Here is a 15,287-nt window from a genome sequence, read left to right on the forward strand (position 1 = left end):
TTTTTATGCTTACTCTTTTTTAAACAAGGCCTACTCGATGCTTGCCAATTCCTCAAAATCTTTTCCCAGAAAGGGCTGTACTTCCAATTGATTGGCATCTAGTTGATGGTAAAATGCTGTTGGTAGCGACTCTAGGAATTTTTCGTAGTCTAGACGAGCGATGGATTCGTAGTCTTCTGCTTTGGACCCATCACCAGAAATCGTCACTAGGTCAATCTCCCAAACAAGTTCCTTGCCTGCTAGCTGCTCAGTATAGGATGCTGGTACAAAGGGTTCCTTTGGCAAGATTGTCTTGACTCCTTGGGCTAGGTGGTAGATACCGTGCACCATGCCTTGGGCGTCTGGGTAAAATTTTACACTGGCAAGGTAGGCATCAGAGCCTTGAACCTTCTTGACCAGCTCTTCAAAACGTGCCAATCCATCCTCAGCCAAAAAGCTCTCGAGGTATTCCTTATTGAGATAGATAGGGGACAAGAGCCCTTGGCAATAGACTAAACGAGCCGCCTTATCAGCTAGATAATTCTTGATCATTTCTCGGAAATAAGCTTCAAAGTCAAATCCTTCTAGTCCTTCTACTGCCTCCCCCAACTTGCTCGATAGAGCTTGGAGGAGAGTCTCTACAATCTCCCAGTCCGCTCTAGTAAGGAAATCTGGAATCACCACTTGATAGCCTTTTCGACTATCCGCATAGTTCACTTTGAAGAGAAATTGCGACTTACCAACAACCCCACACTCCATGTATTCGAGACGATTGAGGGGCTGACGGAGATAGACGGCATCATAACTATGCGACTCCAAGCCCTCTACCAAGGCCAAGATGGACTTGGCAGTCAAGACCTCCTGTTGTCCTAGAATGCTTTCTTTATTTGGGATAAAAAATGTTTTCGCCATAACTGGCCTCCTTTGAAATCGTTTACATACAGTATACCCTATTTTCCTGAAAGATACAGAAACAAATTTTAGATTTTTAGATAAAAAGCATAGAAAAACAGCCCCTGAAAATTGCTTGACATTCGGCAGACTAAAAGTAATCGGTATTCACACACCCTAGAAATGCAATAAAGACGACCAAAGGAATCGTCTTTATTTTCTGTAAGTAAATTCTATATAGCTTATACTGTCCTTATCTATATTGCTATCCGACTTTAATTTTGTAGCTAACTGCCATGCTTGTTCAAAATATTTTCTAAATACCCCCACCAATTTCTTTCAAAGAATATGGATAAGATGCATAAGATGATGAAACAAAAATAACCTCTTCCTTATCAATTATTACAAATTGAATCTTTGAAAATTTTATTTTTTCTTCCTTATTATCAAAGCATCTATACGAATAATTGGAATCGTAACTTAGATGTTCAAGCATTTCGTCTATATTACGCTTATAACTAAAGGTAAGTATTTCTTTATAATCTCATATATCTTTTTATGATTGTAGATCTTTTTAATTTGCTTATCAATTTAATTGCCTATATGTTCCTTCTTAGCATCATTTCTTCGTATAGGATTTATTTTCATAAAATCTTGCTAATTAAAGTCATAAAATCAATACATATTCTGAGAATATATCTGAATTTCATAGAAAAGCAATGAATAAACTTCTAAGAAAGCAAAAACTCATTCTGAGCTCTTCTTACTTTTTATCCTGCTGTGCCATCTCCTGATTGTAGGCCAAAGCTAGCTTGATCCAGTAAGACAATTCCTTTTGTGCTTCGCCATCTAAATCAATATAGCCATGATAAAGCCTGCCCTTCATCACTGTGACACTGGCACCATTTTTAGGCAGGACCTGCTTTTCCAGTTCCTTACCTATGCGGACCATGACAAGCTCTTGACCTCTCGAACTCACAGTAACGGTCATCTTACCACGGACCATAAAAGCCAAACCACCAAACATCTTCTTCTCTTCTACCTCTTCTTCAAAAACACGAGGAGAAAGTTCAGTAGCTAAAATGGTACGAATCTGTTGAGCCAAAGATTTACTATATGCCATCGCTCTCCCCTACTTCATCATCACATCCCAGCCGATACCAAAACGGTCAATCAAGCGGCCATAAAACTTAGCAAAAGCTTGATTCTCTAGAGCATAGAGAATCCGTCCACCTTCAGCAAGCTTAGCAAAGAGCTCATCGGCTTCTTCTCTACTATCTGGGCTCAGAACCAACCATTGATTGGGCTGAGGGTTGCTAGGAATAGATAGGTCATTAAAAACACCTACATCCTCACCATTCAGGGTTAAGTTTTCCGTATCTAAGGCAATCCAGGCAATCTTATCTCGTTTTTCTGCAGGAAGGTCTGCTGGATCCATCATCTCACTGGCTCGGACAAGTCCCTTTATCTCTGTCTGAAAAAGATCCGCATAGAAACGAAAAGCTTCTTCGGCCTGACCATTAAAACTTAAAAACACGTCTAATTTCATTATTGTTCCTCCAATTGTTTATAACTGAGAATAAATCTCTAGTATCAGTTTATCAATTAGGATAAAAATTTTCTTATTCTCAATTGCGCTTGTTTGGCTAGGGAACGCATGATTAAAACTGGAAGATTAACTGTAATAGGTGGATCACTGGGCAAGGGCCTGCGCATGCTGATTTCCTCTTGATAGATGCTATCGCCTGCAAAAGTGAGAGGCTCATCGCTGCCCCAGCGAAAGTTATGCTTCAAGACATAGTTTTTAGTTAGGCGTAAATCCTCCAGCAATTCACAGGCCAAAAGATAGTAGCGACCATCGGGTACATTTTCAAAAGTAAACTGTCTCTCCTGACTCAGTGCTACTCCGATAACCGGCTCTTCTTTGGGTATTCGGGTTTTGAACAGTCCGACACAGCTAAGGCGTGGTTCATACCCTTCAGGATAAGATAGCGCCACAGTCAGCCTATTGCCACTTTTACAGTCGGGATCCTGATGTAACAAAGCTCCCTTCTCATCCAGCTGTTTTACCATAAAATCATAAGCCTTGGTTGATTCTTGGTAGTATTTTTTAGGCGAAAGTCCAGTATGCCGCTTAAAAGTATTGGAAAAACTGCCTAGACTATCATAACCAGCTTCCATAGAGGTCTCGGTCACATTTTGCCGGCTTTCTACAATCTCCTGAATCCCTTTTTCCATCTTAAGAGCTTCCACATATTGCTTGATAGAAAAACCCATCTTTTTCTTGAAAGTTCTGGATAGATGGAAAGGACTATAATGGAAATGCTCAGCCAAATCGGTCAGACTCAGCTCTTCATCTGCATGCTGACGCAGATAGGCTGCCACTTCTTCCATGATAGCTTTAGACATAGACCTGCTCCTTTCCCATTTATTCAACCCCATTATATCACATCAAAAAGAAAGGACAAAAAATCGAAACCTTAATAATGAAAATCTAAGCTTCAAATAAATAATGAAAAAACTTTAGACGCTTGAAGCATCTAAAGTTTTTGGTATTTACTCTGCGATTACTGAGCTACCACTGTTTCCAAGCTTTCACCGATAGCAGCTAGGCGCTCGATTACTTCTGCTTGTGTCAATTCATTTTCTGAAACATAGCGGTTGCGTGGGTGAACACGGCACTCGTGTGAGCATCCACGAAGGTACTTGTCTTCATTTTCTTCTGATGTCAAGATACGACGGTTACAGAAGGGATTTCCACAGTTGACATAGCGTTCACATGGTGTTCCATCAAACCAGTCTTTCCCTACGATGGTTGGGTTGACATGGTTGATATCAACTGCGATACGCTCGTCAAAGACGTACATTTTTCCATCCCAAAGCTCGCCTTGGACTTCTGGGTCTTTACCGTAAGTTGCGATTCCTCCGTGCAATTGGCCGACATCTTTGTAGCCTTCACGCACCATCCAACCTGAGAATTTCTCACAGCGAACGCCACCTGTACAGTAAACCACGACACGCTTGTCCATGAATTTTTCCTTGTTGTCACGGACCCATTGTGGCAACTCACGGAAGTTGCGGATGTCTGGGCGGATAGCCCCACGGAAATGTCCTAGATCGTACTCGTAATCGTTACGTGTGTCAAGAACCACTGTATCTTCGTCAAGAAGGGCTTCTTTGAACTCTTTTGGAGACAAGTAAGCACCTGTAGTTTCAAGTGGGTTGATGTCGTTGTCGAAGTCGTTGTCTTCCAAACCAAGGTGGACAATCTCTTTCTTGTAGCGAACAAACATCTTCTTGAAGGCTTGTTCATTTTCTTCGTCAATCTTGAACCAGAGGTCTTCCATTCCTGGGAGGCTGTGAACGTAGTCCATGTATTTTTGAGTTGTTTCGTAGTCACCTGAAACGGTTCCGTTGATTCCCTCGTCAGCGACTAGGATACGACCTTTGAGGCCGATTGATTTACAGAAAGCCAAGTGGTCTGCCGCAAATTGCTCTGCGTTTTCAATTGGAGTATAGAGGTAGTAAAGTAAGACACGAATATCTTTTGCCATAAGATTTGTTCTCTTTTCTATTCTTAAATTTTCAGAATTTTTCATTCAACTATACTAGTATACCCACTTGGGAAAACGAATGCAATTTATTTGACCGGAAATTGTAGAGAGACCTGCCACTGCACTTCATCAGTAACCATAGCGAATCGCAGATAATTCTCTCAATTTTTTTATTTACATCCTAAAAATCACTACCTCCCCTAGGAAACTAGGGAAGGCAGTGATCACATTTTTAGGAATTAGGAATGAATACACGAAATCAGTTTGTCTTATGATTTTTTGTTTTTCAAGAATTCGTCGTATTGTTTTTGCATTTCGTTCAATACTTTTTCGTAGGCACCTTCAGATTTCAATTTTTCCATCAATTCTGGAATTGCTTTATCTGGGTCTACAGTACCAGTGTTAATAGCTGTATCGAATTGTTGCATTGTGTTAGAAATTGCTGAGATTTCAGATTTCACACTATCAGTGTTAAAGATGAATCCAAGCGCTGGAGATTCTTTAGCTTCTGCCAATTGTTTCTTAGAATCTGCAATTTGTTGGTCTGTAACGTTTTCGTTGATGTAAAGGATCCAGTTGTTACCAGTGTTCCAACCTGACATGTGAGTGTTTCCTTTATATCCATCAAGGACGCGGACACGGTTTTCTTTACCTTCAACTTTTTCCCAGTTCTTGCCTTCTGGACCGTAAACAAGACCGTTCAAGAGTTCTGGGTTCGTGTTCAAGAGGTTCAACACTTCCATTGATTTTTCTTTGTTCTTAGAGTTGTTTGAGATGACAAAGTTAGCAACTTGTGTTGTTTGGTTTTTCTTGATAAAGTTAGTGATTGGTTTGATTTGGATATCTTTGTTAGCAACACGTGAAAGCAAGCTGTTACCGTAGTCAGCTGGTCCTACTGTTTCTTCACGAACGAACCAAGTATCTTGTTGAAGGTCAAATGAAGTGTCGCTTGTTGCTACGTCTTTTGGAATGTATCCAGCTTCATAGAATTTGTGAAGAGTCTTCAAGTGTTCTTTGAAACGAGGTACTTCGTAACGGTTTACGATCTTAGTAGTGTCTCCTTCAAGGTCGATAACAAATGGAAGTCCATTTGGTACTGGGTAGTCAAAGTTATCAGATGGGATAAAGTTCTTCGTAACCGCAAATGGTACTACGTCTGGAGCTTTTTCTTTGATTTGTTTCAAGACTGGTTCAAGTGTTTCGTATGAAGTGACACCTGAAATGTCAATGCCATATTTGGCAAGAAGAGCGCCGTTGAAGGCAAAGTTTTGAGATGATGCAACGTTAGCTGCAACTGGTACTGCATAGATCTTACCGTTTACAGTGTTCCCTTTGATGTAAGCTGGGTCAAGTGCTTTGTAAAGCTCTGCTCCTTCTTTTTTATACAAATCAGTCAAGTCAGCATAAGCACCTTTTTGAGCATTTACGACATAGTTAGATGCAAATGCGATATCATAATTTTCTCCAGATGATGTGATAACAGACATTTTCTTATCATAGTCACCCCATCCAAGGTATTGGATATCCAATTTAGCACCGACTTTTTCCTCGATGATTTTGTTTGCATTTTCTAGCAATTCATCCAAGTTGTCTGGTTTGTCACCGATTTGGTACATTTTGATAACAGGTTTTTCACCTGAAGCTGAGTCAGCAGCTTTTTTGTTGTTACCTGTAAGGTTTCCACAAGCAGCAAGACCAGCAGCCAAAGCGACTACGCTAGCAGATGCAAAAGCATATTTTTTCCAGTTTTTCATGATAAAAACTCCTTTTTTTATTTTTAAACTTATAAACGATTTAATAATTTGTAACTTCAGTCCACTAAGATGAAGTTGGGAAGGGAGAAACGGTGTTTCTCAGCAAGTGCTATTCTTTCACACCACCGATCGTCAAACCTTTAACAAAGTAGCGTTGGAAGAATGGATAGAGAATCGCGATTGGAAGGGTTGCAACGACAACCATAGCCATACGACCTGTTTCTTTTGGTAGAGCAACTCCCAGTTGACCAGATAGGCCGACTGCTTTTGCGATGTAGTCCATATTTTGCTGGATTTGCATGAGCAAATATTGCAATGGATACAAGTTGTCACTCTTGATATAAAGAAGGGCGTTGAACCAGTCGTTCCAGAAACCAAGAGCTGTCAAAAGCGTGATGGTTGCGATACCTGGAAGTGACAATGGTAAACAGATCTGGAAGAAGATCCGAGCTTCGCTGGCACCATCGATACGAGCGGACTCCAGAATGGCTTCTGGAATGGTCTTCTTGAAGAAGGAACGCATCAAGATGATATTGAATGGTGAAAGGAGCATGGGAACAATCAAGGCCCAAACGGTATCACCAAGTTGAAGCAGGCGAGTGACCACGATATAGCCTGGTACCAAACCAGCATTGAACAACATACTAAGAAGAGCGAAGATCGTAAAGAATCTGCGGTACTTAAAGGTTGTACGTGAGATGGCGTAGGCATAAGTGGTTGTAATGAAGACGTTGGTCACTGTTCCGACTACGGTTACAAAAACTGAGATAAAGAGCGCTTGGAGGATCTTATCTTTAAACTGAGCTAGGAACTGGAATCCATCTACACCAAACTTCGAAGGGAAAAAGCTATATCCATACTGGAGAATGCTCTTTTCGTCTGTCACTGAAATAATGATAACGAAGATAAAGGGCAAGATACAAGAAAGAGCAATCAAACCAGAGATGATACTAAAGAAGATATCCGCTTTCTTACTAAAGGAGTGAATGCCGACATTATCGATTTTTTCTTTTTTAATTTTCTTTTCTGCCATATTCTCCTCCTTTCTAGAATAAAGCTGAGTTTGGATCGACTCGTCTTGCAAGCAAGTTTGATAGGATAACCAGTATCAAACCGACAACGGATTGGTAAAGACCGGCTGCTGAAGCCATACCGATATCTGCTGTCTGAGTCAAACCATTAAAGACATAGACGTCTAGTACGTTGGTTACATTGTAAAGCTGACCAGCATTGTGTGGGATTTGATAGAAGAGACCGAAGTCTGCACGGAAGATATTTCCGACTGCAAGGATGGTCAAGACTGTCACAAGTGGAGTCAACTGAGGAATGGTTACGTTGCGAATACGTTGCCACTTGCTAGCCCCGTCCACTGTTGCTGCTTCGTAGTAGGTTGGGTCAATTCCCATGATTGTCGCATAGTACATGACACTGCTATATCCAAAGCCTTTCCAAATACCTAGGAAAAGGAGAAGGTATGGCCAAATTCCTAAGTCAGCGTAGAAGTTGACTTCCTTCATACCAATGGATGTTAGGAAATGGTTGAAAACCCCTTTGTCAATGTTTAGGAAGGCATCTGTAAAGAAACTGATGATAACCCATGACAGGAAGTAAGGGAACAACATAGACGTTTGGAAAATCTTAACCATTCTCTTAGAGCGAAGCTCGCTGAGGATAATGGCAATCCCTACTGATACAATCAAACCGATAAAGATAAAGCCGAGATTGTAGAGAACGGTATTACGAGTGATGATAAAGGCATCTTTTGAACTAAACAAGAATCTGAAATTATCTAACCCGACCCATTTACTATTCACAATACTATCTATGAAACCATTACTGGTCATATGGTAGTCTTTAAAGGCGACCACATTCCCAAATACTGGAATGTAAAAGAATAGAATCAACCAGAGTGCCCCTGGTAAAACCATCAAGAGAAAGATCCAGTTATCTCTCAAGGTCTTTGAAAACTTTTTCATAATTTCCTCCCTTTTTATTCCTAAAAACTGATTTCATCGAATTTTTAGGTTTGATAACGATTACATTATTAGTATACTCCTATTTGAAGGTCAGGTTAAACTACTAATTATAGAAAAAACTCCACAAATTATTTTATGTGGAGAAGTTTTTTATAAGAAATAGGTTTCACGAGAAACATTCTGACTCGGAAAAGATGCCTTTAGGTCGTATAAATCGTCGAAGCTGTCGCAATGGTGTGCCACTGGTTGGCTGTTGTAGCTGCGAAGTCCTTGTCTCCATAAAAATCGTTGAATGGTAGGATTTCGACTTCTAATTCTTCGATGCGGTCAAGCTGACCTGCCAGATAAGTCTCGATACGACTTTCTGCTCGCTTGATGCGTTGCAAGAGTCCGCCCATACGGATATCAACTGTATCCAAGCCAAATACCTTATTTTCTTTCATCCATTGGTGGCTAAATAGTTTGTGGAAGGTTTCTATCTCACTTCTGAGTTTTGGTAATTCTTCTCTGGCGATTTGCTGCAAGCGGACTTTGTCACCGGCTTTGTAAGCTTCTCGGATGCGTCGTCCCACATCCACTTTACTGCTTAAAATCTGGTTCAACTGAGCCTGAGTTTCAAAGAGATAGGCATAGTTCCCAGCTTTTTCTTTAATGTCAGAGAGAATCTCAGCTGCCTGAGCGAAGTGAGGTTTGTCCTGTTCAGGTGTCATGTGCTGGTCAAGGATTGGGCAAAGAACATCCTGATAAAAGACATAGCGGTTGGGATTGATGCCACTGAGATTGTCTGGTAGATCTGGCAAGAGATTGGCTAGGTCAATCTGCATAAAATCCTCAACCGAAAGACCTGTATTAGTCTTAAAGTGAGCAGACAGACAGTCTAGGTCATTGCGATAGCTGAGTTCTGCCCAAATTTGCAAGCTTGGTAGGATAGAGAACTGGGCTGTTTCCCCACCATTATCCCCCCAACCCGTCACGATGACTTCTTTGATGTCATTGGCACGACAGGCTTTATTGGCCTCTATAGCAATAAGACGGCTGAAATGGTTGTTGGGTGTGAAACCAATCCACTTCCAAGCTCCCCCTGCAAAGGCAATATCTTGGCTAATCTTGTGATGGTTGTGGAAGTTACGGTTGTACTTTTCTTCGCTGTCTTGATAATAATCCCAGTAAACCAAGGTTACACGGTCTTTGAGACGGTCTAGGTAGACACGGGTTTCCTCAGGAATTTCCACATCACGGTCGTACTGGCCATCTGCTGACATGAGTTTGAAGAACATATCGCTCCACATCTGGCAGTGGAAACCATACTTATCAGCGATATCCAGCACACGCTCCAAGTGTTGGCACATGAGGAGACTACGGTCCACAACACCGTTCAGAATTAAGTAACGACCTAAACCAACCAAGTGGGCCTCGTCCATCCCGATATTGACCTTGCGTGTCTGCAGTTTAGACAGAGTGGCAAACATGCCATCAATCAGGTTATAAACCTTTTCTTCGCCGATAAGGAGGATATCCTCAACATCACGGAGTTCCTGCACTTCCTTGACACCCCATTTAACGAAGGCTGACAAATGGGCCAGAGTCTGGATACATGGCACAAAGGTCATGTCAAACTGCTGGGCGTAGGCTTCGATTTCCTGTAACTCTTCAGCCGAGTATGCACCACGGAAATAACCAAAGTAAGGTTGCCCCTCAATCTGGTAAGTGTCTTCCATGTAAAGCTCAAAGGTTGAGTAGCCCATGAGAGCCAAGACCTCAATCATCTGTTTGGCAGAAGCGACATTTAGCACTGCATTTCGGGAACAGTCTGCCATGTAAGCCAAATCTTCATAAGCAGCTTGTTCTTCAATCTCTACCTTATCACCTTCTACTAGAGCTGTTGCTAGAACGGATAAGGCACGGTAGAGTTGGTGCGGTTTGCCATAGGTCAGTTGATAGTGGCCACCCTCACCCTTGATAGAGATAGAGGCTTGGTCAGACTGAGCGACTGCTACCTCTACATCTGCTAGCGAAATATGCTTTTTAAGCAAGTCTAATGCTCGCACTTGTTTGGAACTAAGTCCTGTAAAAATTACCATTGGTTTTCCTCCTGCAGCCAGTTGACAAGGGCACCATAGAGATTGGCATCTGCGTGATAGGTGCAGGCTTGGATAACTGGTGCAACCGTATATTCTTCGTAGGTTTTGACAAATTCATCGACAGCTTTTTTGACGCCTTGGATAAAATCTGGGTTTTGACTGATAGAGCCTCCCAGACTAATGACATCTGGGTCGATGAGATACTGGATATTGAGCAAGCCTTGCGCCAGATTACGGTTCATGCGCTCAATAGCTCCTCGGCAAAGGACATTTCCAGCCGCAGCCTCTTGGTAAATCTTGCGTCCGTCCCAGTCTGATTGACCTGACTTTTCAATCACGTAGCGAACCATGTTTCCTGTAGACGCTAGTTGCGACCAGTTGTTGAGTTTTTCAGCTGGTTCAATGGTTGTCATATAGCCAAACTCACCACCCAAGCCGTGGCGACCTCGGTGAAGTCTGCCATTGATAATCATAGCTCCGCCAATCCCTGTCCCAATCACGACACAGGCTGCATTTTCAAGCTCTGGATGTGCTAGCAGTTCACTAAGTCCAACACAGTTGGCATCATTTTCTAGATGGACAGGTAGCTGATGATGGGCAAGCGCCTCATACCAAGAAAAGCCATGGATGTAGGGCACAGCGCTGATGCCCTCAATCACACCTGTTTCTTGATTGACCGCGCCTGGCACACTCATAGCAATGCCGTTATAATCTTGCTCTGATAGACGTTGGTCTAGCCATGCCAGTAAATCTTCTAGGGTTTCTGGTGTTGGGATACTTGTCTTATCTAGTATTTTCCCATCAGGAGTCAGACTGGCAAACTTAATCCCAGTCCCTCCGACATCAATGGTTGCAATCGTCATATTTTCACCAAAAAAGGGGCGAATCAGTAGTTAATCCTTACTCTTTCGCCCCTCCTTTCTTTTCTTATTCACTTCATTTGAAATTCTTCTCAGCGGGAGTTCCGTCTCCTCATTCTAGAGAAGTTTCAAATCTCTTAAATGTCTTCTTTTTTAATCAATTCTGTACGAATTTCTTGTGGAGCCAATAGTCCTGAATGAACTGGATATGGTCGCTCAAGTAAGTCAAGAATGATTTGTTGGTGTTCAGATATGCGCACATTTTCTTGACTCATATTGTAGTAACGGAGTACATATCCTTCTTCATTTTCCGCTACTTTAAAGGCTGTTGGGCAAACTTGTGGTAAGCTGAGTGCCGCATGACTCAAGAGGCTACCAGTCGCAGCAACACTTCCTTCTTGTTTAGCGACCTGAAGACTAGTGAATGGTGTTTGGAAGGCTTTGGCACGACGGAAAGCTGAGAAGCGTTCTTGTGCTTGGTGGCATTCAAGCGCAAACTCAACTTCAAAATCACGCAAACACTGAGCCTCTGGTGTCGGGAAGTAACCCCAGTCACCTAGCTCACCTGAAGCACGAAGGATGGTCACTGCAATGGTGTCGTCGCCAAGGATTTCATACTCGTGCAATCCTTTGTTGGCTACCGTTACCCCTTTTTCATCGTCATACAGACTAACAAAGGCCTGTTGGTGTTGTGGATTTTCAGGATTTTCCCAAGAAGCAGCTGGTTTGTTTGGTCGTGTTACTACCTCATAGATGCTTTCAGAGTCATTGCTTGGACGTGTGTTATGTGTCTTAACCAAGAGACGGATACGGTGATCCTTGGCTGTGTTAGTAAAGCGAGTCTTGAAACGAATTTGTGGATTGTCAACAAAGACGGTCATCTCTGTTTCCAGAGGAAGGGTTGTCAACTCTTCTGAACGTCCAGCCTCACGCTTCATAAACTCGATGATACCTCTCTGCTCCGCATCCAGTTTTTCGTCTGCACTTACTGAAATTGTCAATTCATGCTTGAGCAAGATCTTGGCAAAACGTGCTGTATTTTCCAAGACTTCATAGCCTTTGAGTTCTGCGTAGATAGGCTCTGTTCCTTTTGGTTGGAAATAGATGTACTCATTTCCGATGTCACCACGGTCTTCAAAGCGAATAACATCTTCATAAGCTTCATGAGTTGTCTTGTCGTAGACTGTGATGTTTTCATCCACACTTACCGTTACAAATGGCGTATCAATCACTCCATTTTGGTAAATACCGTCACGGTGTTCTTGTTCTCCCTCAAGCAATTGGAAGGTTGTCCAAGAAAGTGGTGCCAGATGAACAGGTACTGTCACGCGCACTTGTCGAGCGATACGAGCCTGACGGAACTTGTCTTTTGGCAAATCATACTCAAAATTAGCTCCCAAATCTTCGATTTTCGCTTCTACAGCATGTCCTTCCAAGTCTTCGACACGGTAGCTTGGTAAGGTCAAGGCTGCCATTTTCTTATAACCTTCTGTTGGGTGCAATTCCTTGAAATCACAAGTCGCCACATCAATCACTGTGCTGACAGTATCGACCTTGTCATGCAAGCCAGTGTTGATGACCGTAAAGAGATAGTCGCTTTGAGCTTCCTGGGTTGCAATTTTACCCTTCCACTCATTGAGAAGGTTAGTTTTCACAAAGTTTCCGACTTGGTTAACCTTGGCAAAACGTGTCTCCATCTCGCGGTGAACTTCGTCCACGCTACAGCCACAGATACTATCATGGGGCGCATTTTGTAGAAGGACTTTCCAAGCATAGGTCAACTGGTTCTTGTGGTTATGCCCGCCAGTGATGACAGTCAATGGTTCCACTACTTGCTCCAGCAAGTTACTGTTCTCTTGGAAGGCTTGTTTGAGGTAAATACGGGAAGAAGAAGTGTTGGCAAGTGTGTACCAACCGTCTGTTTCTTGACTGGTCAACTCACCTGTAACCGTTGATAGTTGCTCCGGTAGGGCACTTTCTACTGCGTGGATATAGTCATCAAATGAACTATGCACAAAGGTCACATCTGGGAAGAGTTCATTTGCCACACGAATGGCCTCACTCAGATTTCGCTGTACAGGCTGGTGGTCACATCCGTTCATCATCAACCATTGGTTGGTCGAAGCGTAGTCACGCACGTCTGCCAATTTTTGTTTCCAGAAAGTCAAGGCTTGGTCCTTATCCACTGGAATTTCATTCCCGTTACTGTACCAGTTGGCAAAGAGGATTCCGAGGACACGACTTCCGTCTGCACCCTGCCAGTACATTTCTGAAAACTGGGAAGTGAACTGCTCATCTTCGAGGACTTGGTTGTCAAAGCCAATCGGCTTCACACCACGTCCAAAGGCTGCCACGTGAATACCTGATTTTTGAAGAATTTGAGGAGCTTGCCCCATGTTTCCAAAAGTATCTGGGAAGTAACCAATCTGGGTTGATTTGCCCCATTTTGCACATTCTGCTTGGCCAATCAAGGTATTGCGGACGTTGGCTTCACTTGAGATCAAGTAGTCATCCTGCAAGATGTAGAAGGGGCCAATTTTGAGTTTGCCTTCGTCAATGTAACGTTGGACTTTGCCACGATTTTCAGGGCGAATTTCCAAGTAGTCATCCAGGACAATAGTTTGACCATCCAAGTGGAAGCTCTTAAACTCAGGATCATTTTCAAAAAGATCAAAAAGATTGTCAAATAACTCCACCAACTGCATACGGTGGCTTTCAAAAGGTAAGTACCACTCACGATCCCAGTGACTGTGAGAAATAATATGTACAACAACATTTTCCATGAAGTAAAACCTCATTCTAACTTAAATTTAAAAATATATTTGTGATTCTTTCCTAGAATCAGTTGAGCAAAAGTCTGCTCCTTAGCGGATATCCAAGTAATCCAAGACCAACTCACAGAACATCATGTTGGCCCATGAAAACCATTCACGAGAGTAGAGCGTTGGATCATCTACGTGGAAGCTTTCGTGCATGACACCTGTCCCACCATCACAAGCAACCAGCTGATCCAGCAAGAATTTCTTCTCCGCCTTATCTCTTGTTGTCAAACCTTGGATAGAAAGGGCGATTGGCCAGATATAACGATAGAAGGTATGGGAACTTCCGAGACCGCTAGCGTATGCTCCTTGGTAGAAGTATGGATTTTCAGGACTCAGAATGGTGCGACGAGTAGCTTGATAAACTTCGTCATTAACATCGCAGTAACCAAGATAGGGAGCAGCCAGTAGACTTGGTACATTTGGATCATCCATGATGCTAGCATTTCCTAGACCATCCACTTCAAAGGCGTAAATCTTTTCACCCTTGCTGTTGGTGGTGTAGGCGTAGTTTTCGATGCCCTCTTGGATTTCAGCCTGGAGACGGTTAGCATCAGCAATAATACTCTCACTATCAGCTAGGTCTAGTTCTGCAAAGATTTCTTGCACGTACCCCAAGACTACTACGGCAAACATATTGGACGGAATCAAATAGCTATACTGACAGCAGTCATCACTCGGTCGGAAAGCTGACCAGGTCATCCCTGTCACTGCAAAGTCAGGTCCAAATCCATCATTTACCAAGGTGTCTTCCTTGCGGTCCGTATCACGGACAAAACGATAAGGAGAATTCTTGTGGTCTTGCTCCACTGTCCATAGATGAAGAATTTCCTTGGTCGCTGCGACAAAAGTCTCATCAAACTGACTGGTCTCGCCAGTCTCTTTCCAAAGGAGATAGGCCAGTTGCAAAGGATAGCAAAGCGAGTCCACCTCATACTTGCGTTCCCAAATCCAACCGTTAAGGTCGGTGTGGTCAGTCTCGTGGTGGCCCTTCCAGTTTTCCTCAATGTTAAAGGAGTTGGCATACGGGTCTTTGAGTACTAAGGTCATCTGACGCTTGACCAAACCTGCAATGGTCTGACGCAAGAGAGGATCTTTTTTAGCCACATGCAGGTAGGGTCTAAGTTGGGCTGTCGAATCCCGAAGCCACATGGCAGGAATATCCCCAGTGAGTACAAAAGTTGAGCCATCTTCTAAGATTTCAACCGTATTGTCCAAGGTGTCTGTGTAGCAACGCTCGAAGACATCCACCCACTCCGGATGGTCCTTGGCCCGCTCTGCTACTTCGTCTAACCATTTTCTAACAATTTCTTTCGAATAAATCATCGTGCAGTTTCCTCTTTCAAACAAGTTTCATGTTCAGTATAAAAAAA

Annotated in this window: 12 protein-coding genes; all 12 read right to left on the reverse strand. The window is 42.8% G+C overall.

Annotation, left to right across the window (positions count from 1 at the left end; all coding sequences use genetic code 11):
* Positions 1–30: 30 nt before the first annotated feature.
* The 12 genes from B7709_RS04920 to B7709_RS04975 all read right to left on the reverse strand — a co-directional run bounded on the left by B7709_RS04920 (position 31) and on the right by B7709_RS04975 (position 15,240).
* On the reverse strand, positions 31–891 hold the full coding sequence (locus B7709_RS04920; protein ID WP_084971943.1) for a DUF4299 family protein: 861 nt from the start codon (positions 889–891) through the stop codon (positions 31–33).
* 742 nt (positions 892–1,633) lie between these two features.
* Entirely contained in the window at positions 1,634–1,993 is a 360-nt protein-coding gene (locus tag B7709_RS04925; RefSeq protein WP_061453930.1) for a TfoX/Sxy family protein, read from the reverse strand.
* A 9-nt stretch (positions 1,994–2,002) separates the two neighbouring features.
* On the reverse strand, positions 2,003–2,419 hold the full coding sequence (locus tag B7709_RS04930) for a VOC family protein (RefSeq protein WP_084971944.1): 417 nt from the start codon (positions 2,417–2,419) through the stop codon (positions 2,003–2,005).
* A 56-nt stretch (positions 2,420–2,475) separates the two neighbouring features.
* Positions 2,476–3,279 (reverse strand): helix-turn-helix transcriptional regulator, encoded by an 804-nt coding sequence (locus B7709_RS04935; protein ID WP_084971945.1) that lies wholly within the window; start codon positions 3,277–3,279, stop codon positions 2,476–2,478.
* A gap of 158 nt (positions 3,280–3,437) precedes the next feature.
* Positions 3,438–4,424: an oxygen-dependent tRNA uridine(34) hydroxylase TrhO gene (trhO, locus tag B7709_RS04940; RefSeq protein WP_084971946.1), complete on the reverse strand. Its 987-nt coding sequence runs from the start codon at positions 4,422–4,424 to the stop codon at positions 3,438–3,440.
* A gap of 269 nt (positions 4,425–4,693) precedes the next feature.
* The gene (locus tag B7709_RS04945) at positions 4,694–6,178 is read right to left on the reverse strand and encodes an ABC transporter substrate-binding protein (protein WP_084971947.1); all 1,485 of its coding nucleotides are present in this window, start codon (positions 6,176–6,178) and stop codon (positions 4,694–4,696) included.
* 109 nt (positions 6,179–6,287) lie between these two features.
* Positions 6,288–7,211 (reverse strand): carbohydrate ABC transporter permease, encoded by a 924-nt coding sequence (locus tag B7709_RS04950; RefSeq protein ID WP_000818344.1) that lies wholly within the window; start codon positions 7,209–7,211, stop codon positions 6,288–6,290.
* Positions 7,212–7,224: 13 nt separating this feature from the next.
* Positions 7,225–8,154 carry an ABC transporter permease gene (locus B7709_RS04955; RefSeq protein WP_000714584.1) on the reverse strand — a complete coding sequence of 310 codons (930 nt, stop codon included), beginning with the start codon at positions 8,152–8,154 and terminating at the stop codon, positions 7,225–7,227.
* A 200-nt stretch (positions 8,155–8,354) separates the two neighbouring features.
* Entirely contained in the window at positions 8,355–10,235 is a 1,881-nt protein-coding gene (locus B7709_RS04960; protein ID WP_084971948.1) for a beta-N-acetylhexosaminidase, read from the reverse strand.
* Positions 10,229–11,098: an ROK family protein gene (locus tag B7709_RS04965; RefSeq protein WP_084971949.1), complete on the reverse strand. Its 870-nt coding sequence runs from the start codon at positions 11,096–11,098 to the stop codon at positions 10,229–10,231. The genes B7709_RS04960 and B7709_RS04965 overlap by 7 nt, the downstream gene beginning before the upstream one ends.
* Positions 11,099–11,232: 134 nt before the next feature.
* Complete coding sequence (locus B7709_RS04970) at positions 11,233–13,878, reverse strand: alpha-mannosidase (RefSeq protein WP_084971950.1); 2,646 nt, start codon at positions 13,876–13,878, stop codon at positions 11,233–11,235.
* Between the two features lie 81 nt (positions 13,879–13,959).
* Positions 13,960–15,240 carry a glycoside hydrolase family 125 protein gene (locus tag B7709_RS04975; RefSeq protein ID WP_084971951.1) on the reverse strand — a complete coding sequence of 427 codons (1,281 nt, stop codon included), beginning with the start codon at positions 15,238–15,240 and terminating at the stop codon, positions 13,960–13,962.
* Positions 15,241–15,287: the final 47 nt, after the last annotated feature.

Source organism: Streptococcus oralis subsp. dentisani, from assembly GCF_002096335.1.
GTDB classification, from domain to species: domain Bacteria; phylum Bacillota; class Bacilli; order Lactobacillales; family Streptococcaceae; genus Streptococcus; species Streptococcus oralis_Z.